This window comes from Nostoc sp. DedQUE07 (assembly GCF_034530975.2).
In the GTDB taxonomy this organism is placed as follows: Bacteria; Cyanobacteriota; Cyanobacteriia; order Cyanobacteriales; family Nostocaceae; genus Nostoc.
Genome location: NZ_JAVRCC020000005.1, coordinates 142,207 through 166,637, shown reverse-complemented (window position 1 = coordinate 166,637; position 24,431 = coordinate 142,207). Strand labels below are relative to the sequence as shown.

General features: G+C 41.7%; 19 protein-coding genes. 7 read left to right on the top strand and 12 right to left on the bottom strand.

Annotated features, from left to right (window positions below; genetic code table 11):
* Positions 1-247 precede the first annotated feature (247 nt).
* The 4 genes from RMZ95_RS06110 to RMZ95_RS06095 all read right to left on the bottom strand — a co-directional run bounded on the left by RMZ95_RS06110 (position 248) and on the right by RMZ95_RS06095 (position 9,853).
* On the bottom strand, positions 248-1,054 hold the full coding sequence (locus tag RMZ95_RS06110) for a Uma2 family endonuclease (protein ID WP_322684939.1): 807 nt from the start codon (positions 1,052-1,054) through the stop codon (positions 248-250).
* 36 nt (positions 1,055-1,090) lie between these two features.
* On the bottom strand, positions 1,091-1,729 hold the full coding sequence (locus tag RMZ95_RS06105; RefSeq protein WP_322684940.1) for a Uma2 family endonuclease: 639 nt from the start codon (positions 1,727-1,729) through the stop codon (positions 1,091-1,093).
* A gap of 157 nt (positions 1,730-1,886) precedes the next feature.
* Positions 1,887-3,806 carry an ATP-binding protein gene (locus tag RMZ95_RS06100; RefSeq protein ID WP_322684941.1) on the bottom strand — a complete coding sequence of 640 codons (1,920 nt, stop codon included), beginning with the start codon at positions 3,804-3,806 and terminating at the stop codon, positions 1,887-1,889.
* A gap of 116 nt (positions 3,807-3,922) precedes the next feature.
* Complete coding sequence (locus tag RMZ95_RS06095) at positions 3,923-9,853, bottom strand: AAA family ATPase (RefSeq protein ID WP_322684942.1); 5,931 nt, start codon at positions 9,851-9,853, stop codon at positions 3,923-3,925.
* A gap of 191 nt (positions 9,854-10,044) precedes the next feature.
* Here RMZ95_RS06095 and RMZ95_RS06090 point away from each other — a divergent pair, with 191 nt between their 5' ends.
* The 4 genes from RMZ95_RS06090 (at position 10,045) to RMZ95_RS06075 (ending at position 13,042) form a co-directional block, all read left to right on the top strand.
* On the top strand, positions 10,045-10,770 hold the full coding sequence (locus RMZ95_RS06090) for a pyridoxine 5'-phosphate synthase (RefSeq protein WP_322672047.1): 726 nt from the start codon (positions 10,045-10,047) through the stop codon (positions 10,768-10,770).
* 225 nt (positions 10,771-10,995) lie between these two features.
* A complete protein-coding gene (locus RMZ95_RS06085; protein WP_322672048.1) occupies positions 10,996-11,715 on the top strand; it encodes a SnoaL-like polyketide cyclase in 720 nt (239 codons plus the stop codon).
* 66 nt (positions 11,716-11,781) lie between these two features.
* Complete coding sequence (locus RMZ95_RS06080; RefSeq protein ID WP_322672049.1) at positions 11,782-12,111, top strand: MgPME-cyclase complex family protein; 330 nt, start codon at positions 11,782-11,784, stop codon at positions 12,109-12,111.
* Positions 12,112-12,388: 277 nt separating this feature from the next.
* A complete protein-coding gene (locus RMZ95_RS06075) occupies positions 12,389-13,042 on the top strand; it encodes a hypothetical protein (RefSeq protein ID WP_322684943.1) in 654 nt (217 codons plus the stop codon).
* A gap of 277 nt (positions 13,043-13,319) precedes the next feature.
* Here the strand turns inward: RMZ95_RS06075 and RMZ95_RS06070 are convergent, their stop codons facing one another.
* The 3 genes from RMZ95_RS06070 to folD form a co-directional block, all read right to left on the bottom strand.
* Positions 13,320-13,775: a divergent PAP2 family protein gene (locus RMZ95_RS06070; protein WP_094350479.1), complete on the bottom strand. Its 456-nt coding sequence runs from the start codon at positions 13,773-13,775 to the stop codon at positions 13,320-13,322.
* A 300-nt stretch (positions 13,776-14,075) separates the two neighbouring features.
* Entirely contained in the window at positions 14,076-15,008 is a 933-nt protein-coding gene (gene crtE, locus RMZ95_RS06065; protein WP_322684944.1) for a geranylgeranyl diphosphate synthase CrtE, read from the bottom strand.
* A 175-nt stretch (positions 15,009-15,183) separates the two neighbouring features.
* Positions 15,184-16,071, bottom strand: coding sequence for a bifunctional methylenetetrahydrofolate dehydrogenase/methenyltetrahydrofolate cyclohydrolase FolD (gene folD / locus RMZ95_RS06060; RefSeq protein WP_322684945.1), 888 nt, complete (start codon positions 16,069-16,071; stop codon positions 15,184-15,186).
* 202 nt (positions 16,072-16,273) lie between these two features.
* On the opposite strand from folD, the gene RMZ95_RS06055 reads away from it, so the two are divergent.
* The 3 genes from RMZ95_RS06055 (at position 16,274) to RMZ95_RS06045 (ending at position 18,428) form a co-directional block, all read left to right on the top strand.
* Complete coding sequence (locus RMZ95_RS06055) at positions 16,274-16,744, top strand: hypothetical protein (RefSeq protein WP_322684946.1); 471 nt, start codon at positions 16,274-16,276, stop codon at positions 16,742-16,744.
* Between the two features lie 21 nt (positions 16,745-16,765).
* Positions 16,766-17,200 carry an NUDIX hydrolase gene (locus RMZ95_RS06050; RefSeq protein WP_322684947.1) on the top strand — a complete coding sequence of 145 codons (435 nt, stop codon included), beginning with the start codon at positions 16,766-16,768 and terminating at the stop codon, positions 17,198-17,200.
* 124 nt (positions 17,201-17,324) lie between these two features.
* Positions 17,325-18,428 (top strand): AI-2E family transporter, encoded by a 1,104-nt coding sequence (locus RMZ95_RS06045; RefSeq protein ID WP_322684948.1) that lies wholly within the window; start codon positions 17,325-17,327, stop codon positions 18,426-18,428.
* A 216-nt stretch (positions 18,429-18,644) separates the two neighbouring features.
* Here RMZ95_RS06045 and RMZ95_RS06040 read toward each other — a convergent pair whose 3' ends face one another.
* From RMZ95_RS06040 to psbB, 5 genes are all read right to left on the bottom strand, one after another.
* Positions 18,645-19,775, bottom strand: a complete 1,131-nt coding sequence (locus RMZ95_RS06040; RefSeq protein ID WP_322684949.1) for a sensor domain-containing diguanylate cyclase — start codon at positions 19,773-19,775, stop codon at positions 18,645-18,647.
* 478 nt (positions 19,776-20,253) lie between these two features.
* Complete coding sequence (locus RMZ95_RS06035; RefSeq protein ID WP_322672057.1) at positions 20,254-20,988, bottom strand: HAD family hydrolase; 735 nt, start codon at positions 20,986-20,988, stop codon at positions 20,254-20,256.
* 131 nt (positions 20,989-21,119) lie between these two features.
* On the bottom strand, positions 21,120-22,214 hold the full coding sequence (locus tag RMZ95_RS06030) for a 30S ribosomal protein S1 (RefSeq protein WP_322684950.1): 1,095 nt from the start codon (positions 22,212-22,214) through the stop codon (positions 21,120-21,122).
* A gap of 294 nt (positions 22,215-22,508) precedes the next feature.
* Positions 22,509-22,616, bottom strand: coding sequence for a photosystem II reaction center protein T (locus tag RMZ95_RS06025; protein WP_084227385.1), 108 nt, complete (start codon positions 22,614-22,616; stop codon positions 22,509-22,511).
* A 135-nt stretch (positions 22,617-22,751) separates the two neighbouring features.
* The gene (gene psbB, locus RMZ95_RS06020) at positions 22,752-24,281 is read right to left on the bottom strand and encodes a photosystem II chlorophyll-binding protein CP47 (protein ID WP_322684951.1); all 1,530 of its coding nucleotides are present in this window, start codon (positions 24,279-24,281) and stop codon (positions 22,752-22,754) included.
* Positions 24,282-24,431 lie beyond the last annotated feature (150 nt).

Genomic DNA, 24,431 nt, shown 5'->3' with positions numbered 1-24,431 from the left:
GCGATTGCATCCCGTATTTAACATAGCGATCGCACTTACTAATTCTGACATTTAAAAATAGCGATGCCTACAGCGGTAAACTACGCACTTATTTGTTGTGAGATTTGGAAAGAGCGATCGCATTTGTTTGTTGTGATTTTTCAAAATAGCGATCGCACTTGTTTGTTGTAATATTTCAAAGTGGCAATCGCACCTGTTTATTGTGAGTTTACAAAATAGCGATCGCATTTAGTCTTTTGCTTACATTTCACAAAATATCTGGATTTTCACCCAATTCTCTCAATCTAGCTGCTAATCGAGCCGCTTTTGCAGTAGCCGCTTCTTCTCGTAGAGCAGTAACTTCTGCTTGTGCAACTGCGGCTTGTGCTTGTGCAACAGCAATTTCCGCCTGCGTGACTGCGGCTTGTGTTTGTGCAGCAGCAGCTTCGTCTGGTAACAAAACTAAATTGCCAGCTACATCGTAAAACCGTAACCATACCGCCGTTTCTCTGTCTATTGTTCCTTCATACGTTCCCAACCATAAACCTAACTTTTGACACCACAACCAACCACGCTCATTTGGTGTCAAAGATTGATATTGCTGATTATGATCTAAATGCCACCCTTGCAAAGAAGTCGGGTCAAAGGGGTCATAGACAAAATAATCTGAAGTATGAAAAGTTTGTTCGTAAAGGTCTTTCTTAACAGTTTTATCTATTTTGGCTGTGGATGGTGACATTAATTCTACAATCACATCAGGATAACGACCGTTTTCTTCCCACACTACCCAACCTTGACGAGAATTAGTCCCGTCCACATTCAAGACAGCAAAGAAATCGGGGCCGCGGAAATCTTGGTTACGTACTTGGGCGCTGCTGTAATAAATAAACATATTGCCCCCAGTGAAGAAATCATTCCGGTCAGCCCAAGCTTGTTGCAATGACCGAATCAACACATTCATAGCAATACGGTGGCGATTTGATTCCAAGGGTTCTCCGTCATCAAAAATTAAATCTGTGGGCGGTGTGGGGTGTTCCCAGTCTAGAATGGCTCTTGGGTTGTTTTCGGTAGTCATGAGCGATCGCCTTTCTCAGAAAGCCTTAGATTTTTATCATAAATTATTCTTTACCCAATCTCTAAAATTACGCATAGCTTGACTTCTGCCAATTGTTAAACACTGCTGAACATATTCATTGACTAATTCAACAATTGGGATATCAGGAAAATTAGGGCTAGATTCAGATTTTATATATTTCCCTTCTTTTAGCAATAAAATTTCTAAACCTTGTTGTGTATGTCGCCAAAGTTCAGGAACTCCCAAAATTTCATAATTTTGAAATCGAGTGCGAGAAGTAATATCAATTTCGATTGCTAAATCTGGTGGTGGATCTATATTTAAATCTATGCGGTTTTTGCCAATTACAGCAGCTTGATTTTGAATATAAAAACTGGTATCTGGTTCTACTGCTTGGCGCATTCGCTCATTTTTTAGTGTTGTGGAACCAAAAGGTTCAAAATCAATTTGTAGTATTTCTAACAAGATTTTGACTAAATCACCAATAAGTTCTTTATCTTTTTCGTGTTCTGGTAAGGGAACCATAATTTCTAACCAACCATGACTATAAGAAATACGTGCAGCACGTCTTTCTCCCATTTCTGCTAAAATATCTTCTAACTGCTGCCAACTAATATCTTGGAGTAACATTTGTTGACCAGGTTTAACAATAATTTGTTGCAGTTTTAAAAGCATATTACCTCAGAGAGTTGATGTAGTAATAATTGTATGTAGCAGATGGAATTTACAAATCAACTTTTTTAAAGTATATCGCCTCTGACTATGAGTGTAGAAATTAGCCAAAAAAACTTATTGATATAATCTTCGACTGTTTCAATTTTGTCAGCAATTTTTAATTTTTACTTGTTAAAGGAATACGGATGGTAAACTCTGTTCCATATCCTGGGGTTGAATCAACTTCAATAGTTCCTCGATGTTTATCTACAACAATTTGATAAGCGATCGCCATTCCTAATCCGATTCCTTTACCCACAGGTTTAGTCGTAAACATATGGTCAAATACCCGTTGCTTGACATTCTCTGACATCCCAATACCGTTATCGTAAATCTGAACGATCGCGCAATGACTTGATTTGTCAATTTGGGTTTGGAGCTTAATTTGATTGGGGTTAGTTTTAAGCTCCTCAAAACTTCGTTTTTGGCTGGCTTCTTCTAGTGCATCGATCGCATTCACGAGAACATTCATAAACACTTGATTGAGTTGCCCTGCGTAGCATTCTACTAGCGGTAGATCGCTGTATTGCTTAACGATCTGAATTTCTGGTAGATTGGGCGTAGCTGTAAGGCGACGATTCAAAATCATCAGAGTGTTATCTAATCCTTCGTGAATATCTACAAATTTCATATCTGCTTCATCGAGGCGCGAGAAATTACGCAGCGACAGCACAATTTCACGAATGCGTTTGGTTCCCACTTGCATTGATGCCATTAATTTAGGTAAATCTTCTGCAAGAAACTCAATATCAAGGTCTTGAACGCGATCGCTAATTTCGGGGGTAGGATTTGGGTAGGTTTGTTGATAAAGCTTGAGTAAATCGAGGATATCTTGGCTGTAAACGCTGGCATGGTTGAGATTGGCATGGATAAAATTGGCGGGATTATTAATTTCATGTGCCACTCCAGCCACTAATTGTCCCAGACTAGACATTTTTTCGGTGTGGATGAGTTGAGCTTGAGTATTTTGCAATTCTTTCAGGGTTTTGCTGAGTTGTTGCGTCTGCTGGCTAGAAATCAAGGCGCGATCGCGAATCTGTTCATATAGTTGCACCTGTCGCCACGCACTAATCAACCCAACCGCCAGCAATCCTCCCAAAACGGTAGCCAACAAATTCAACGCCTGTAATGGCGATTCAATATTTTCTTTTAGCACAATTAACGCTACTGACCAATTTGCCTCTCTGAGGGGAGTGTAAGCAACATAGCTCCATTTACCATCCAGTTGAGCTAATTCAATACTTGTGCGTTTAGCTACCATTTTTTGAGTAATTTCCGCTAACCTGGGATTGGGCGAATTAAGGAAACTCTGAGCGGCTTTTTCGGCTGTACCAATTAGTTCCGTGTTGGGATGGGCGATGGGAACTCCTTGAGAATTCAGCGCAAAGGCATAGCTGCCTTTACCTTGATGTAAATTGCCGATCGCCTCAACGACTCGGTTAATTGGAATTCCTCCCATTAAAACACCTGCTGGCTTTATGCCTGTTTCGGCAGGAATCGGCGAACTAATCTGAATCTGTAACTGTTTAGTTGTGCGTCCAATAATTGGATCGGTTGCTACTGTTTCACCCGCTATACTCCGCTGAAAAAATTCTCGGTCTTTAACATTGAGATGATCTCCGTGAGTATTGATTAATAGAGCATCCGGTGTGACCAACCCCATGAGCAAAAACGTTTGTAGCCGCTTCAATTCAGATTGCAAGTAAGGTTCCATTACAGACCAATCGAGCGATCGCACCACACCAGAATTTGCCAAAGTATTAATTTCTGTTTTACGAATGGCTAACCAATTATCAATATCATCCTGACCTTTGCGTGTTTTTAATAGTACTTGTTCTTTCAGACTATCGAGCAGCAATCCCTTAACAATCTTGTAACTAGTGATAGCTGTGGCGCTAATACTAATAGACAAAAATACCACAATTGATAATAATATAAAATTACGCGATCGCCATTTAAATGAGTAGTATTTTTTGTTGATTTGGGCATTCCATTGGGGATTAATTTTCAACCATACTTTCCGCAATTGAAGCATCATTGTAGCTTGACTCCAAACTAAAAATTTAAAAAGCAAAAATGAAAAGTGCTGAGTAAAGTGGAAATTACTCAGCACGGGCTAAACACTCCGCTATCGCTAACAGTACTCAACACTCATTATTGTTGTTGAGTAGAGATTTGAATGACAAACTCTGTACCTTTTCCAAGTTCGGAAGTACAAGAGATCGAACCGCCATGTGCTTCTACCACAATTTGACGAGCGATCGCTAATCCTAACCCAGTGCCTTTTCCTACAGCCTTGGTAGTGAACAAATGGTCAAACACTTTTTGTTTAACCTCTGGTGGCATCCCCACCCCGTTATCAGCAATCTTAATCAAAACATTTTGACCTGAATCTACTACACGAGTTTGAATAGTGATGCAATTGGGGTTGGCAAGAATCGCTTCCAAACTGCGTTCTGTATTGTATTGTTCAAGCGCATCAATGGCATTTGCTAACAAGTTCATAAATACCTGATTAAGTTGTCCCGCAAAGCATTCCACTAGGGGTAGCTTGCCATAATTCTTCACTACCTCAATTGCTGGACGGTTTTCATTAGCTTTTAAACGGTGTCTGAGAATCAGAATAGTGCTATCAATCCCTTCGTGAATATCAAAAGGAACTTTATAATCCTTATCTGCTCTGGAGAAGGTTCGCAAACTGGTACTGATACTACGAATACGGTTAACACCCAATTTCATCGAGTCTAGTAATTTAGGCAAATCTTGGCGTAAATAATTCAAGTCAATGGCATCAATTTCATCTTGAATATCTAAACTGGGATTGGGAAACTTTTGTTGATAAAGATTAATTAGTCCAAACAAATCTTTAACATAATCTTTGGCAGGTTCAATATTACCAGCAATGAAGCCTACAGGATTGTTGATTTCATGGGCAACACCTGCTACCAGATTGCCAAGAGCAGACATTTTTTCATTTTGCACCACTTGCAATTGCATCGTTTTGAGTTCTTCCAACGCTTGTTCCAACTGTTGTTTTTGCTGCTGTAACAATTGTTGTGCTTGTTGGCGTTCAGTGATGTCTTCAGATGTGCTTAGAATGCCAAAAACGTTTCCTTCTCTATCTTTTAGAGGAATTTTATTTGTATTAGACCACTTTTGTGTTCCATCTACTTGCTGCACGGTTTCGATAATGTTGAGTTCCGCTTCCCCAGACTCAATAATGCGGCGATCGCGCGCTACAAAAAAATCTGATTGCTCCTTAGTCCAGCGAAGCTCATAATCTGTTTTCCCAATAACATTTTCTGGCATTCCTAGATCCCAAGTTTGCGTAAATTTATGATTACAGCCTAAATAAACACTATTGCAGTCTTTCCAGAAAACAGATTGTGGAATATTGTCAATAATTAACCGCAAAAATTGTTCCGTCTGTCCCAAGTTTTCTAGAGCATTTTGTGCTTGCTGATAAAGCCTAGCGTTTTCTAGGGAAATTGCAGCTTGAGTGCATAATAGATTAAGAATTTCGACGCGATCGCTACTAAACGCCCCAGTCATCAGATTGTTTTCTAAATATAAAATCCCTAACAATTTTCCTTGATAGAGAATCGGCGTACACAGCAAGCTTTTGGGTTGCTGACGAATAATATAGGGATCGGTTATTAGCGCCGGATGCAATGTTGTATCAAAGATAACGGTAGATTGCAAGTTACGTTTAACGGCGTAAATTAGACTATGGGGAACGTCTGCACTATCTTCCATAAAAATGGACTGTAACACTGTTGATTGTTGCCCAACTTGAGCCATCGCCTCAACTAGCAATCTATCTTCTTTAAGCAGTAGTAACGCACACTTATCTGCTCCAGCATTTTCAATCACTACTTGTAGCAGCTTCGTAAGTAATTTATCTAATTCAATTTCGCTGGAGAGAGTCTGAGAGGCTTTTAAAACTGTTGCCAAATCTAGCATTACTGATGTATTGCTGCTAGATGTTACTGATTTATGAATGCTTGGGTGGAAGGTAGTAATGCTGTCAATATTTGCGATTGTGTCATTGGGTGTGAGTGGCGATCGCCTCTGTTGTAAAATTGGGGCTAACAGTTGTGGATAACGCTGTTCTAGGTCATCGACTTTAGCTTTAGCATCCCAACGGGTGTAGCAATAGTAAGCATTAATTAAATACTCTTGAGCAATGCGTTCTTTGCCCCATTCTAAATAAAACTTGGCTGCAAGTTCGTTGGCGAGAGCTTCTTCGTTGACATATTCGTTTTCTTTAGCTTTAGCAATGGCGCGATCGTATGACTCGATTGCATCCATATATTTGCCAGAAATTCTTGCTATTTCCGCAGATAACAAGAGATATCGATGTAGAAAGTTGTCTGGGCAACTATTCGCCCAATTTTTCTGAATTTGTTGATGCTCTCGAATAATGTCCCAATACTGCTTTTTCTTCTCTAATGTCACATTGGGATAAAGAGCTATCAAGCTGAGTGGATAATAGAAATGATACTGAATAATTGGGAAAAAACCAGAGTTACAACCAAGAGTTTTCTCAGCTTCTTCTGCTGCTTGCACAGCATCGGTGTAACGACCATAAAGGTACGACAATTGGATTTTAAGAAAGCAGTACCAATTAATTCCATGATCGAAGTTATTCTTCTGTCTCCATACTTCTATATAGGGAATATTTTCGTCGTTGCGATCGCCTAATAAATCGGTATTTTTAGATATATCTTGCAGATTTAATAAAAACTGCTGCTGTAAAGTAAATGCATACAGCATATTGGCATCATTAACCTGTTGGACATAACTCAGATATTTTTCAGTTTCCGCGTAAACATCTGAGAGGCGATCGCCTTTAATTAACATTGCCCAAATCAAAAACGAAACCGCCCAAACACCAAACACTAAATTTCCAGTTTCTTGACAGACTTGGAATGATTCCTGAGAAAGTGGCAAATTCGTTTTCAAATGCTGATTATAGGGATTAATCGTGTGTGCAAAGATATTATTGGTCTTAAAAATAAATTGAGTACTATTAAAGTGACGATCGAGTTTTAGTGCTAATGTACCGAACTCATAAGCAGTTTGATAATTTCCTTGATTTGCCAGACTCATCCCATATATACAGTAAGCAAAACCAGAACTTTCTGCATTGCCATATTTAAACGATAAATTGATCGCTAATAGAGGAACCAAGCAAGTAAAATATTGATCTCCTCCCATATAAGCTGCTGCCCAAAGGTCAGCTAAAATACCCATACAAACCTTCTTTTCTGGATCTGTCATCTCAGGCAGATCGAATAAATCTGATATGCGAATCGTTTGCAGTTTAGCTTTTAATTCTTGAAGTTCAGTTTCGATAACAGCTTGCTGTTCTTCAGGAGTGACTAGCAGATGCATCCCCATAATGCTCAAACCTTTTACTCCAGCTTCAATACTAGCTGCTATATTTTCACCTTGAGTCATTCTCAGATACATCTGAATTCGATAAATCTCTACTTGCTCAAACCTATCTTGGCTTTGAGCTAACGCTATCTGAAATAATGTTTCCGCCTGGTGAAAATTACCATTTAAATATTCACATTCTGCGGATTCTCGATGTAATTCAAATGTAATTTTATAATTCAATAGCCAACTTTCTGCTATCAGCAAGCTTCTACCCAATGTAAAATATTTCAGGGCTGCTTTATAAGCAGTAGAAGCTTTTGCTTTCTTACCAGCGATTAGATTCAGTTTAGCTAGTTCATATCTTTGAGATTGTCCATCAATTATGTCAATTCCCTCATTTAGCTGATTAACAATGTCAAAAATGCTAGCTTCAAGCGCTTCAGGTGATGTATTGTTTAACAGTAATTGCCCAATCTTGAAATGAGTAGCTTTTCGTTGAGATTCAGGGATAAGAGAATAGGCTGCTTGCTGAACGCGGTCATGAAGAAATCTGTAAGAGCAAGAATCAGGAAAATTGTGTTGCTGAAATTCGGAGTTTTGAATTCTCAATTCAGACTCGTCATGATAGAACTTGTAAACTTCATTGGTAGGAATAATCAACCCATCTTGCAAAGCTTTCCAAAAGTCTGCGGCTGTTTCGACTTGGGATTTTTCATGGACGATCGCTAACGTCGCTAAATCAAATTGATTTCCTACACAAGCCGCTAACTTCAAAACTTCTTGAGTTTTAGCTGACAATTTCTGAAGCTGAATTGCCATAAACTCTACTACATCATCGGTAAGAGCGAGCGATCGCACCTGAGCAATATCACATTCCCAATAACCACCATTAAAATTAAATGTAATTAGTTTATCTTGATGTAGCGCTTTGAGAAACTGGGTGCTGAAGAAAGGATTTCCTTTAGTTTTGCTCAATACTAATTCTGTTAGAGGTGTGGCTAAAGCTAAAGAGCAACTCAATGTATCTGCAACCAAATGATTGATAGAAACTCGATCGAGAGGTAATAAAGTAATCGTATTGACTGTAGCATCTAACTTTTGAATCTCTTCTAAAGTCAGCATCAGGGGATGTACTGGGTTGACTTCGTTATCTCGATAAGCACCAATTAACAATAAATAGCCGATGTCAGCTTCGCTCATTAACAAGTGCATTAAGTTTAAAGAAGCAGCATCTGCCCATTGCAGATCGTCAATAAAGATCGCTAATGGATGCTCTGATGCAGTGAAGACTTGAGTGAATTTCAAAAACAGCGAATTGAAGCGATTTTGGGCTGCACCACCAGAGAGTTCTGGCGCAGGAGGCTGTTTACCAATCATACTTTCCAGTTCTGGAATCACCTCAATCATCACTTGTCCGTGTTCACCCAAAGCAGAAATAATTTTGCGCTTCCATTGCTGGAATTGGGCGTCAGTTTCACTTAGCAGTTGCCTGATTAAGTCTCGAAAGGCTTGCACAAAGGCAGAGAAAGGGATGTTGCGCTGGAACTGGTCAAATTTACCTTTAATGAAATAACCCCGTTGTCGCACAATTGGCTTATGGACTTCGTTCACCACAGCAGTTTTGCCAATGCCAGAAAAGCCCGCTACCAACATAATTTCAGTGCTTCCCTGGCTGACTCTCTCAAAGGCATCCAGTAAATTTTGAACTTCGGCTTGGCGACCGTAGAGCTTTTCTGGGATGATGAAGCGATCGCAAATATCCCGCTCACCCAATTGAAAGGATTTAACCCTGCCAATTTCCTGCAATTGAGACAAACATTTTTCTAAATCAAATTTCAGCCCTAATGCACTCTGATAGCGGTCTTCAGCATTTTTCGCCATCAATTTCATCACAATTCCACAAAGAACTTCGGGAATTTCTTCTTCCCCCCTGCTCCCTGCCCCCTGCCCCCTGCCCCCTGCCCCCTGCCCTCTGCACCCTAATTGCTCTGGAAGCTTTGCAATATGACAGTGAACCAACTCCATCGGATCGTTAGACTCAAAGGGCAGATGTCCAGCCAGCAATTCATAGAAGGTAACGCCGAGGGAATAGTAATCACTGCGATAGTCAATTCCACGATTCATCCGCCCGGTTTGTTCTGGGGAAAGGTAAGCGAGAGTACCTTCTAAGACATTGGGACTGTGAATTTCGCGGGTTTCTTTAGGTAAAAGAGAGGCAATACTAAAGTCAATTAACTTGACTTGCTTAGTTTCCGGGTTGATGAGGATGTTGGCAGGCTTAATATCTTTGTGGATAACCTGATGGCGGTATAGTCCGTCAAGAATATTACTTAGAGCGATCGCAATATCCAAGAAATCGGTCAAAGTATATTGGTTGCTTCCTATTTTTTGGTTGAGCCAATCTTTGAGGGAAATGCCGCCAAAATCCTCCATCACCAAAGCATAGCTGTTGCGGTAAGGTTCCAGACTGTAGGGACGAACAATACCGGATAGGTCAAGATTTTTAGCAATAGTGTACTGATTACGGAACAGCAGTAGTTCATTGAAAGTAGGATACTCTTGCTGGAGCAGTTTGATCGCAACCGGAAGTCGATCCGCCTCTCGAATAGCACGGTAAACTACGGTTCTAGAGCCTGCATAAAGTTGTTCGCTAATTTGATAGTTCAAAAGCTTGTCCATCGGCTCAACTGCTGTATTCATACTTCATCAACTCTTGTGAAATCAGCTACTTATTTAAAGTAGTTTGCCCAAGAATAAGCTTTTGCTAACTCAGTTTTCTTTTAAACAATCGCATTGTACGCGTGTAATCTATCTGTAGCTCCTTCAGCAAAACTACCGCTATTTCCAGTAAAATCAAGTTCTAAGGACTGTGGATTTGGGAGAAACTTGGGGTGCCTACACTTGGCGTTAACATTGACCACATCGCCACTATCCGGCAAGCGCGGCGGACGGTGGAACCAGACCCAGTAGCGGCGGCGGTACTGGCAGAATTAGCGGGTGCAGATGGAATTACGGTGCATCTGCGTGAAGATCGGCGACATATCCAAGATCGGGATGTGCGGATATTGCGGCAAACAGTGCGATCGCATCTTAATTTAGAAATGGCCGCTACAGATGAAATGCTGGCGATCGCTCTTGATATCAAACCAGATTACGTGACTTTAGTCCCCGAAAAGCGCGAAGAAGTCACAACAGAAGGCGGACTAGATATTGCCCTCCAAATTGCTAGAATAGGTGAGATAGTCGATAAATTGCAAAGCGCTAGCATTCCAGTTAGTTTATTTATCGATGCCCAACCAGCACAAATTGAAGCATCTGTCAAGACACAGGCGCAGTTTATTGAATTGCACACCGGACAATATGCTGAGGCTAAAGATGAAACAAATCGCCAGCGAGAATTAGCCATATTAGCAAAAGGGTGTGAACAAGCGATTCAAGCCGGATTGCGAGTTAACGCTGGTCACGGACTCACCTACTGGAACGTCTATCCGGTGGCTGCGCTTCCAGGCATGGAAGAACTGAACATTGGTCATACCATCATCAGTCGGGCAGCATTAGTAGGTATGGAAAGGGCAGTCCGCGAGATGAAACAAGCTATAAGGGGGGATGGGGAATAGGGCATGGGGCATTGGGCATTGGGCATTGGGCATTGGGCATTGGGCTTTAGGAGTGCTGAGTGCTGAGTTAGGAGTTAGGAGTTTTGTTTATCTCCTTGTCTCCTTGTCCCCTAACTCCCTCATCTCCCTGCTCCCCTGCTCCCCTGCCCCCTGCTCCCTATATAAAAAGAGGGGTTGTCACTGCGAAATCTAGAAATTGGGATCGAATCTTCAGCAAAAACTTCTATGAGCGCAACACAATCTAACAACCTGCCACTTTGGGTACAGGATCGGGATAAGGTGATAGCAGAAAGTACTGATGTCAAGTGGCGCTATCAGACACCGCCTGATTATTCCCGTTCAAAAGAGAATCTTGCTAAAGAAAGTATCTATAATCATCTTGAAGGAACACTGGAAGCGATCGTGCAAAACTTGGTGAGAACCTTCGAGATGGAGGTATCCTTCAAAGCTAACCCGCAAGAGTGGTTATCTATTGTGAATGACAACTTTCGCGTCAGTACCAATGGCGGAGTAGAGTATACCGCAGCAGATTTATCAGCCCAAGGTACTTACAATCTATTTATGCCTGATTCAGAGCATTACAAAGCTTCAGAAGAAAGCTTTGAATCATCCGCAAAAGTCTTCCACACAACATTTCCTCAAGGATTTCCTTGGGAAGTGCTGGAAGTTTTCTCAGGGCCACCGAATGTAACATTTAAATGGCGGCATTGGGGACATTTTAACGGAGAATATAAAGACCATGCACCTACTGGAGAAACAATAGAAATTATCGGTATGAGCATTGCAAAAGTTACCGATGACTTGAAGGTTATTTCCTTAGAACATTACTTCGACAATAATCTGTTCTTGGAAAAGCTAACATCTGGTGGCAAACAGACAAAATCTGAAAACCAGAAAAGTGCTTGTCCGTTCAGTTCTTGGTTCAAGAAATCCCAGAAAAGTTAGTTAGTTTTGTCAGGGTACAGAGTCACTGTGCCCTGAAATTATTCACATAGCAAGCAAAGGATGAAAATGCAAACATACCATTACGTTTTGGCAAGTCACCGCTTTCTTCTCGAAGAAGAACCGATACACGAAGTTCTCAAAGAACGCACCCGTAACTACCACGAACAAGAAAAAGAAATAGATTTTTGGTTAGTTGAGCAACCAGCTTTCTTGGAAACACCGCAGTTTAAAGAGCTAAAAGCAAAATGTCCCCAACCAGCAGTAGCAATTATTTCTACAAATCCTCAATTTATTACTTGGTTAAAACTGCGTTTAGAGTACGTTATTACTGGCGAATTCCAGGCTCCTTCTGAGGCAATACCAGATGCTTTGGCATCGCTTACTACCGTATCTTAGGCATAGCGCATTGGACATTGGGCATGGAGAAAAGATAAGGAAGATGGGGAAACAAGGGAGATTGTTCAATAATTCTCCCTTGTCCCCTTGTCTGCTCTGCTCCCCTGCCCCTCTGCCCCTCTGCCCCTCTGCCTCTTCCCCCACTCCCTGATTTTATTTTTGAGTAACAAAATATATTTTTTGACACATATTTCATCACCATACTGAAGTAGCTAGGTTTTCAGCTTTTTTCTTATAAAATCTTCTAGGACACCTTAATTTACATAATCTAACTTTTGTGCATAGATTTCAGAATTTACCAAGTGTTTTAGGATTAGCGATTGTAGGGTTGATTGGTGGCATGAGTTCTGTACTTGCTCAAAAAACCATTCCCTCTTGTCAACCACCAAATGCGGGTGAGTATCTTTTATTAGTAGTCAGTCCCACAGCAAATAATCAAAAGCAGTTACGTAGCGCCTTACCACCCGAACTTAAAACTATCACCTGCAAATATCTCAACGAAACCGTGACGCGAGTCGGGGGTTTTAATAAAATTGACGACGCCAATCGTTGGGCAAGATATGTCAGCAATATTGTTGGCTTGTCTGCCATAATTACCACTCGACCAACGACAACGGCAAGTGTGCAGCCACAGTCACAGCCCAAACCACCTCAGCAGACAGTCAGCTATAATCCTCAAGCATTAGGAGAAGGTTATGCAGTACTGGTAGATTATTATAACCGTCCAGAACTAGTAAATAGTGTGCAGCAAGTGGTCGGAGGTAACGTCGGTTTTGTTTCTTATGGACAACGCCCTTACTTGCTAGCAGTTTATACCACTAACCAAACTGAAGCGTATAATACATTGCAAAAGCTAAACAATGGCGGTTTCGTTGCCAGCCTAGTAGATAGTCGTAAAGTGATTCTGCTGCGCTCGACTGTGCGGTTTTAGCGATCTTAAGTTCAGTGGTATCTTGATGCGGTCTACCAGAGTGGTAATTTGTCAATTGAATTAATTTGTGATTTTAAATTCCAAATTTCAAAGGGTTTTCAGCGAATATATTTATACTCGCTTTGCGTGAAATAAGTTCTTTGGAACAAATCCTTTCATTCTTAATTCCCTAAATTTATTCACGGGGTAAATTTAAAATCCAAAATCCAAAATTGATTGACAAATTACCAGTTATTAATTATCAATAGCCCCTCAAACAAAGATTTATTACTCTAGTTTAATAAGCAGACCTAGCTAACCAATAGATGGTTATACCCAAAGCCGATCCGGCGATTACCTGAACTGGTGTATGTCCGAGTAATTCTTTCAGACGGTCTTGGCTAAAGTCTGGTTTTTCATGGAATAATTCATCAATCATTTGATTGAGAATACGAGCTTGCTTGCCAGCTGCTTGGCGAACTCCGGCTGCATCATACATGACAATGATGGCAAAAACGATCGCAACGGCAAAATCAGGAGATGCCCAACCCAGTGTTTGCCCTACACCAGCGGCTAAAGCCGTAACCAGAGCCGAATGGGCACTGGGCATACCTCCGGTTGTCACCAAAACACGCACATTCAGTTTGCGATGTTTGACGATCTCAACTACGAGCTTTAATGCTTGAGCAATTAAACAAGCTACCAGAGCAACCAGCAGCACCCGGTTGTCTAAAATGTTGCCTATGTCCTGCATGTTATTTTGGTTAGGTTAGTAAATATTAGCAGCAGTTGTTGGTTGAGGAAACATTTAGATTCAACCCAAAATCCCAAATTAATCTATCACGTTAGAAAAAGACCAGCGATTCAAAATAACCTAAAAGCTTATCAAGTAAGCTTTTGTAATTTTGAATCAGTGAATTTTTAATTTCGTTGGGCAGTAGTAGTACAGTATGGTGTAAACAAACCACCCATTCCCAATCAATGAAACGCTTGCGGTATAGGAATTACGAATTACGAATTACGAATTACGAATTACGAATTACCCAAAGCGTTACTAGTTATTACGGCTGATAATAAAATGAGCGATCGCTTGGAGTGGTTTAGCTCTGTCTCCAAATGGTTCTAATTCCACACAAGCTTCTTTAACTAGCTCTTGGGCAATTGATCGCGATTCCTCAAGTCCCCACAGGCTGGGATAGGTAACTTTCTGAGCTTTTTGGTCTTTGCCAGCTGTTTTACCTAATTGCTCTTGGGTAGAAGTGATATCCAAAATATCATCGATGATTTGGAATGCTAGCCCAATATTTTGAGCATAACGGGTTAGTCGCTGCACATCTTCAGGTGATGCATTAGCAATCAGCCCGCCACAAACTACGCAAGCTTCCAACAGGGCGGCTGTTTTGTGTTTATGAATGAAATTTAGGGTTTCTAAGGAAATATCTGATTTACCTTCCGACTCTAAATCGACAACTTGACCGCCGACCAAACCACTTGCCCCTAAGGCTCGGCCAAGACGGGCAATAACCTGCAAGACCACCTCTCTCTTAACACTTTGGGGGGTTTGAATGGCAACAGACTCAAAAGCAAGAGCCAACAAGCCATCCCCAGCCAAAATCGCTACATCTTCCCCATAGACTTTATGATTCGTCAGCTTTCCACGACGGTAATCGTCATTATCCATCGCTGGTAGGTCGTCATGTATCAACGACATTGTGTGGAGCATCTCCACAGCACAAGCTGTTGGCATGGCCATGTCAATGGTTCCACCTATCATTTCACAGGTGGCAAGGCAAAGAATGGGACGTACACGCTTACCTCCAGCTAATAACGAGTAGCGCATCGCCTCATAAATCTTTTCTGGATAAATGACTGAGATAGACCGATCCAAAGCATTATCACAAAGCTTTTGTCGCTCTTTTAAATAAGCTGCTAAGTTAAATGTGGCTTCTTCTGGTGGTGTCTTTTGGACGTTATCAGTTGCTACCATTCTTTAATTCCTGACATTTTGCGATTTTTGCCTTATACGTCACAATTTTAAGGTGCTGGGGGACTGAAAAAAATGAAGAGTTAAGAGTTAGGAGTTAGGAATTAGGAGTTAGGAGTTAACAACTCTTAACTTTTAACTGATCGCTTTCAACTTTTAACTCATCACTCCTCACTCCTCACTCTCTTTCTTCTTTTGCCGCTCTAAAATAGCTAGCAAATGTATTTTCCAACAATATGGCAACAGTCATCGGGCCGACACCACCAGGAACTGGGGTGATAAATCCTGCGACATCAGCGGTGGATTCAAAATGGACATCGCCAATGAGACGACTTTTGCCATTAGCATCGGTGACGCGATTCATCCCCACATCTACCACAACAGCGCCCGGTTTCACCATATCAGCAGAGATCAATCCGGGACGACCTACTGCTGCAATTAGAATATCAGCATTTTGGGTGATGGTTTTGAGGTCATGCGATCGCGAGTGAGCGATCGTGACTGTGGCATCAGCTTCTAATAGCATCAGCGCCATCGGTTTACCCACCAAAATACTGCGCCCTACCACTACTGCCTGTTTTCCCTGCAAAGGAATCTCATATTCTTGTAAAAGCCGCATCACACCAGCCGGGGTGCAGCTACGTAAACCGCTTTCTCCCCGTACTAGTCGCCCCAAGTTAACTGGATGCAGTCCATCAGCATCTTTATCGGGATCGATTTGATGTAGTAGAGTTACAGCATCCAAGTGGTTAGGTAAGGGCAACTGCACAAGAATGCCATCCACTCTTTCATCGTGGTTGAGTGCAGCAATTACCTCTTCTAACTCTTGGAGAGTAGTTTCGGCAGGAAAATGCTTACCAAAAGAAGCGATCCCAACTTTAGCGCAGGCTTTTTCTTTATTGCGTACATAAGCGGCTGACGCTGGATTATCACCAACCATCAACACTGCTAAACCAGGTGGTCGTCCAATTTTTGGTTGTAATTGTGTAATTGCAACAGAAAGTTCTTGCTGAATTTTTGCAGCTAATGCTTTCCCATCAAGGATTTTGGCAGTTTTGGTTTCCATGAAAATTCCCAGCTATGTTCGCTTTTTGTCCAAAGTCCAAAATGAAAATATTGATTTTTAACTCTTGACTTTCGACTATTATTGTGTTGCTGTTTGATGTCGTAGCGTTTCTCTCACAATAAATTCATAATGTTTATTTTCTCAGATCAACGGCATCATCTGAAGAATAAAGAATTAGGAAGTGGGGAAGAGCAGGAGAAGAATGCCCAATGCCCAATGCCCAATGCCCGATACCCAAAATAAATTGATGGCTTTTATGCGACAAATAAAAAATTTATCTCTTTCGTTCTTGTACGGGCACAGTATTGTTCCTTACCGTTTGGGGTTAATTTTTTTCCTGATCGCAGGACTTTGTAGTTGTGGTAACTTGACATCGCCTGGTTTGCGTGGTGCTGGCTTAAAAATTGGTACAAATGTCACTCCAATTGGAGAGATTAAACTAAAACAAGACAATCAGGCTATAGTTTACATCCAAGGTCAGGTAGAAAAGCAAGCTCCCCTGATCGAACAGTGGGCTTATAAAATTAAGGACTCAACGGGCAAAATTTGGGTTGTCACCAATCAAAAAAATCTGGGTGAAGGTTCAGAAGTTGTAATTAAGGGTAAAGTTCGCTACCGAAGTATTCCCTTAGCTGGCAAAGAATTGGGGGAAGTTTATTTAGAAGAAGAATAATTAAAAATTAAAAATAAAGATATGAACAATCAACAGGTGCACGTAGCGATCGCAATTCTCTACCATAAAAACAAGTTTCTCATGCAGTTGCGTGACAACATCCCCGGTATTCTCTACCCTGGTTACTGGGCGCTGTTTGGCGGTCACATCGAACCTGGTGAAACGCCAGATGTAGCGGTAAAACGAGAAATTTTAGAAGAAATAGGCTATAGTCTACCACCCTTTGTTGAATTTGGCTGTTATCCCAACGAAAGAGTTGTCCGTCATGTCTTTCATGCACCACTCTTGGTGGAATTAAATCAACTGGTTCTGAATGAGGGCTGGGATATGGCGTTATTTACGCCAGAAGATATTCGCCAAGGTAACTATTATTCACAAAATGCTGGCGAAGTGCGACCTTTAGGGGCAATGCATCAGAAAATTATGTTGGATTTTATTGAGAAAAATCCAACATAATTTGGGGATTAGTCATTTGTCATTTGTCATTTGTCATTGGGCACGAGAGGCAGAGGTACTGCTCCCCACTTCCCACATCCCTAGAAGCCAAAATCAAGTTAGAACTCTTATGAGGTGATCGCTAATGCAATCAGCAAACAAACTGCCGCGATGGTTAACTATAGGAATGGCATTTCCCATTGCCATTCTCAACGGCTGGCTATTGCTCCAACTTATACAGTATTTTCAACCCTTAGTTAGCATTATTGCCGCCGCCATCCTACTAGCTTTTGTCTTGAACTATCCAATCCAGTTTCTCCAGGAACAAGGAGTGAAACCCAACTTAGCGATCGGGGGAGTGTTACTTTTGACTCTGGTGGTTTTAGTAGCTTTAGGCATCACCTTAGTTCCCCTGATTATTCAACAACTCGTTGAACTGGCTAATATTTTGCCCAGTTGGATTGATTCTGGTACTCAGCAGCTGCAAGCTTTTCAAGATTGGGCGTTAAGTCAACAGCAACTTCCGATTAATTTAAGTGGTTTATTCACCCAAGTTCTGGAACGATTATCTAACCAACTTCAGTCCTTCACTGGTAGAATTCTTGGTTTTGCTGTCGATACCATTGGTATTGTACTCAATGTGCTGCTGGCGGTAGTGCTGACTATCTACCTAATATTGAATGGTGAACGTCTTTGGGACGGAATTTTTCAGTGGTTTCCCCCTAATATTGGGCCAAGAGTACGGGAATTACTGCGAGAGGATTTCCACAATTACTTCATCGGTCAAGCAACATTGGGAGCTGTGTTAGGGGTGACAATTACTCTAGTGTTTTTGGCGCTGCAAGTTCCCCTAGCTTTACTTTTTGGTATTGGTATTGGCTTATTTTCACTTTTCCCCTTTGGTACGGGGGTAGGTATCGCCATAGTAAGTTTGTTGGTAGCGCTGCAAAATTTTTGGTTAGGGGTGGAAGTCTTAGGTGTAGCTGTTGCGATCGATCAAATTAATTCTAATATTATTGCACCTCGAATTCTCAGCAATTTGACTGGCTTAAATCCTGTGTGGGTGGTGATTTCTTTATTGCTGGGCGCAAAGTTAGGAGGAGTACTGGGTTTGTTAATTGCGATCCCTATTGCCAGCTTTATCAAAGATACAACAGATAGCTGGCAAGCTGGAGAGTTTAATAAGATAGAGGATATAGAGTCAGAACCTGTGACGGTAAAAAGTGAGAGAGCAGGAACTTATACTTAAAACTCTTGACTAAAAAATTGATGATATTGTCCAGCAATCAACTGCAAAATCCTAATTTAGGATGCCAACATCATCGCAAGAAATTAACGTAATTTAAACGAATACAAAGCTAAAAAGTGTAAATTGAGAATTAGGTCAAGATAGCGGAAGAACTGTCAAGAATGAAAAAAGAGATAAAAAAGCTGAGTATTAACATTAGATATGCTTTGTAAAGGATTAAAAGCTGCTGTTGTTATTGCTAGAACTTCGCTTGGCACGTTTTTGCTGGTACATCAACTCATCTGCCTGGAATATGAGTTTTTCCAATGAAACATCTTCATTGATAACGCACTCTTGAACTCCAATACTCATTGATAGATGATAACTTCTACTTGAATTTTGATTAAATAAATCAATGTTAGTTTGTAGGCGAACACTAATTGTATTCGTACGATCTGAACATTTCGGAATGAATACAACAAACTCATCACCCCCCCATCGGGCAACGATATCAGAATCTCTATAGGTTTGACTTAGTAATTCTGCGGCGTCTACTATTACCCGATCTCCAACTTCATGTCCAAAGGTATCATTGATTTGCTTCAATCCATCTATATCTATAAATAAGAGACAACAGGGCTTTTGTAGCCGATGGGCTAGTTTTAATTGCTGATCTGCAAATAGAAAAAAGCCTCGTCGATTATACACTCCAGTTAATTCATCTGTTAGAGATAAGCGCCTAACTTCTGCCTCAATTTTTTGATGCCCCTCTATTTCTTTTTCTAATGCAGCAGTTCGATTGTGGACTCTTTGTTCTAATTCATTATAAATCTGCACGTTTTCCATTGCGACAGCTGTTGTGTCTGCCAATGCCTGTAATAGCTTTACTTTTTCTTCTGTTGGCTGATGTAACGTTGCCCAATATGTTCCAATTGCACCAATGGGGTTACACGTTCGGATCGGCACCATTGCCAAGCTTTTGACAAAAGTTGGTTGGTAAGCTGCAAATGGAATCCGTTCATCTCCATAAATATCGCTAATCACAACGGGCTGACAGTTTCGCATTGTATGCCCACCAATGCAAATACTCATCGGGAAACGTTGTCCTTTCCATAAAGGAGCGATCGCATCTTCATCTGCGTAATAACATTGATCTCCATCTCGTAGTACAAAACTAGCCCCATCTGCCCCAGTCAACTCACGCGCAGACTTTCGTACAATCTCCATGATTTGTTCTAGCGTCCGTGCTAGTGACAATGCTTGAACAACCTCAATTAAATGCTCTATCCCCTGAACATAAGACATTTCAGCTTTGACATCATTAGAATCAGAAATGATGACCGGTGAAGCAGAGCTTTGAAAATTCATGCGCTTCCACCAATAAAAAACGATCGAAAATTAGTTGAGACTGCGATCGAAATTGCAATGTCCTTATTCTCAAAAACAGGACAAACGCATCTTATTTGTATAATGCTTACTCAGCCAAGGTTTAAAACATTATTTATTTTTGGAAATAAAATTTGAAATCCTTGTTGGCTATGGATTACAGAATTTAAATGCGTTTACCCTGATTTTAAAAAATTTATTATTTTATTCTATGAGAGATATTACGGATCTCTTTAACTATCTATCTAAAGAAAGATTGCAAAATTATATTGATATGTTAATTTGAGATGATTTTTGCGAATAAAATAGAAAGCTTCTCAGGTACAGACAGACACTACGGTATATTGACTTGACTTGACACAGATATTCTGTGACATAGATGATTTCTGTGTCATCTGAAAACTAATGTGTCAGAAAACGCCCCAAATGCCGTTTTTGAGTTCATCGAACTCGCATTAAATTAATCCTCTAAAATCTTGATTTCATCAAGTTGATTAATCACCACATCCGCACCTCGGACATTATCTGACTTACCTATCCAAGTGATACCAATACAACCTGCGGCTTTAGCATTACGCGCCATTTGCATATCACCAACTGCATCACCCACCATCAAGGTAGCATTCGGTTCAACTCCCAAAGCTTGGCAAGCTTGCAAAAATAGCACTGGATCTGGTTTACTGGGCCCTTCATCTACGCCCATTTGCAACTGGATATAATTACTTAATTGGTGATTGGCTACAAAATTGCGTACTTCTTCAGTTGTCGCAGCCGAGAGAATGCCAAGTTTTAGACCACCCTCCCGCAGGTATTTCAAAATTTCTAGGCTACCTACAAACAGTGGTGAAGGAGTTTCTCCAATGTATTTTTCCGCTTCATCCAAAGCTTGACGGGCTATTTTTAAGCACTCAAACCATCCTCTTCCTGTTTCGGCAATATATGCCGCAGCCGCAACTTCTGTTTCGCGGCGGCTTGCTACTGATATTAAACCTGCGGGATCTAGAAAATTGCCATTGATGCCAAATGCCATTAATAGGGGTTCCCCAGTTCCAGGAATTTGAGCATCTATTAATCTTGCTGCCTTTTGTGCTAGCGATCGCAAATACGTTTCTGAATCTTCTAGAGTACCGTTTTTATCAAACAAAATTGCCTGGATATTACTAAAAGTGATATTTTTACATTTAATGGTTGCCATAATATTTAACTTCTACTACTTCCAATTCTTAACTTTCACCGATTCTCCACATAAAAAAAGAGGGTTTTTCCCTCTTTATAAAAATGATTTAATACTCTTACTTCAAAACAAGTAAAACTATAAAAAATCTATTACTCTTCAATAGCTGCTGGAATTTCTTCTTCGATTTCCGTTGCTGCTGGAATCTCTGTTTCAATTCCCGCAACAACTGGAATATCTTCGTCAAGTTCTGTTGCTGGTGGAATATCTTCGTCAAGCTCTGTTGCTGGTGGAATATCTTCGTCTGCAAGAACTTCCGCAGGTGCAGCCGCAGCAGTAGCACCTTGCTGCTTGGCTAATAGCTGTTCGCGATACTTAGCAGCCATTTCTTCCGCCTTATCGTAGACCAAATCCCGGTTTTTAATCATGTCGCCGGGTTCTGGTTCTAGCTGCTTGGTAGATAGGGAAATGCGACCCCTTTCTGCATCCAAATCAATGATCATAACTTTCACTTCATCATTGACATTGAACACGCTATGAGGGGTATCAATATGTTCGTGAGAAATCTCAGAAATATGCAGTAGACCACTGACGCCGCCAATGTCGATGAAAGCACCGTAGGGTTTGATACCACGAACAGTACCAATTACTACTTCGCCGACTTCTAGGCGGTTCATCTTGCGCTCAACCAGCGCCCGACGGTGAGATAGAACGAGGCGATTGCGTTCTTCGTCCACTTCTAGGAATTTCAACGGCAGATCCTCGCCGACCAATTCTTCTTTAGGTTTGCGGGTACTGATGTGGGAACCTGGGATAAAGCCACGTAATCCCTCAATCCGTACTAATGCTCCACCGCGATTGGTTGCAAATACGCCAGAACGGACAGTAGCATCTTCTGCTTGTAACTGCCGCACGCGTTCCCAGGCCCGCATATATTCAATACGGCGAATGGAAAGGGTTAGTTGACCATCTTCGTTTTCATCGGTAAGGATAAAAAATTCGCGCGTTTCGTTTGACTGTAATACTTCTTCCGGGCTATCCACCCGGTTAATAGACATTTCTTGTATAGGTATATATGCTGCGGTTTTAGCACCAATGTCAATCAGAGCGCCGCGCGGCTCTATACTGAAAACTGTTCCTGGGACAACATCGCCAGGGCTAAAATGATAATCGTATTTGTCAAGTAGAGCAGCGAAATCTTCGTGAGTGAATCCAATTTCTGTAGCGGTTAAATTCTGATTGACCATGCTGATTTGTTCCTGGTTCTAGTCTCCGTAAAGGTGGTGTGACAAGCGCGATGCTTTATGTAGGCAGTACTATGGCAGCTTACACAAAACATCCTTTTTTATCCTAGCGCAGAAAAGCTAGCATTAACACATATCTACTCCCAAGATTGGAAATTATATCACAATCTAAAATTGATTTGTCATTTACTTAGTAGTGAAAACCAACAAAGGACGAACACAATAATATCCGTTGCCACCATACTTAGTAGCAACGGATATTAAGATTAAATCCGCTTAAAAGCCTGTGGATAGGATCTACTTATCTTTTGGTTTCTCAAAACGAGGGGGTTCGCGAAATGCGATCGCAAAGAAGAGAGTACCTATACACAGAGTAAAAATCAAGATGTACGCAACGCTTTCCATATTACGATTTCCTCTTTATCCAGCCAGTAATTAAAGTTCTGAGTGCTGAGTGCTGTTAGCGGAAGCGGGGCGTTTAGCCCGTGCTGAGTCAGAGCCTTAACTCGGAACTCAGCACTTCTTTACTCAACACTGAAATTAAAGGGCTTCTTTCCGGCGGGTTGACTTATCACCCACTTTCTGGAATAGACCCCACTCAACTTGCTCTTCAAGATCCGCGTCAACACCAGCAAATACGTCTCGGTAGATTGTCCGAGCGCCATGCCAGAGATGACCAAAGAAGAACAAGAGAGCAAATACGGCGTGTCCAAAGGTAAACCAACCTCTAGGACTGGTGCGGAATACACCATCAGAGTTCAAGGTTTCCCGGTCAAATTCAAAGATTTCACCGCCTTGAGCCTTACGGGCGTACTTCTTCACATCAGCTGGCTCTGTAAAGGTTTGACCATTCAGATCGCCACCGTAGAAACTAACGGTAACACCAGATTGCTCGAAGCTATACTTAGATTCTGCCCGACGGAAGGGAATGTCAGCGCGGACAATTCCATCTGCATCAGTCAAAATCACTGGGAAGGTTTCAAAGAAGTTGGGGAGACGACGCACGGTCAATTCCCGTCCTTCAGAATCTTTGAATACGGCATGACCTTGCCAAGACTGAGCAATGCCATCACCCTTCACCATTGGCCCTGTACGGAATAGACCGCCTTTAGCGGGGCTATTACCGACGTAATCGTAGAAAGCCAATTTTTCAGGAATCTGCGACCAAGCTTGCTCAAGGGTTGCACCTTCAGCAACGCTAGTTTGGACGCGGCGCTGAATTTCTTGACCGAAGTAGCGTTGATCCCATTGATAGCGGGTAGGACCAAACAATTCGATGGGCGTGGCGGCATTACCGTACCACATAGTACCAGCAACAACGAAAGCAGCAAAGAAAACTGCTGCAATACTACTAGAAAGTACTGTTTCGATGTTCCCCATCCGTAGGGCTTTGTAGAGCCGTTCGGGGGGTCTAACTGTCAGGTGGAATAAGCCTGCAATAATACCAACAACACCAGCAGCAATGTGGTGAGCCGCAATACCACCAGGGTTATAGGGGTTAAAACCATCTGGGCCCCATTCTGGTGCTACTGCCTGGGCAGCGCCAGTTATACCGTAAGCGTCAGAAACCCATATCCCCGGCCCAAATAGTCCGGTGACATGAAAAGCGCCAAATCCAAAACAAAGTAGACCAGATAAGAACAGGTGAATACCAAACATTTTTGGCAAATCTAAAGCGGGTTCACCAGTGCGGGGATCTCTAAAGAGTTCCAAATCCCAGTAAACCCAGTGCCATACGGCAGCTAGGAACAGCAGACCGGAAAGAACAATGTGAGCGGCAGCAACGCCTTCAAATGACCAGAAGCCAGGATCGGTTGATGGCCCACCAGTAACGTTCCAACCACCCCAAGATTGAGTGACGCCCAAACGTGACATAAAGGGTAGGACGAACATCCCTTGACGCCACATCGGGTTGAGAACTGGGTCACTAGGATCAAAAACAGCTAGTTCGTAGAGTGCCATCGAACCAGCCCAGCCTGCTACTAAGGCTGTGTGCATTAGGTGTACAGAAATCAGCCGCCCTGGATCATTCAGAACGACTGTATGTACTCGGTACCAGGGTAGTCCCATCGACTACGCTCCTCCTCGATGAGTTAGTTTACAAAGCAATTTTCTTACTGAGGTTATGAGAGACGAAAACCGCCACTCATAAAACTCTCTACTTGTTTTTTGTTATTGCCAGAGCCAGAGTATCACCACAGCGTAGTCTTAAGAAGTCAG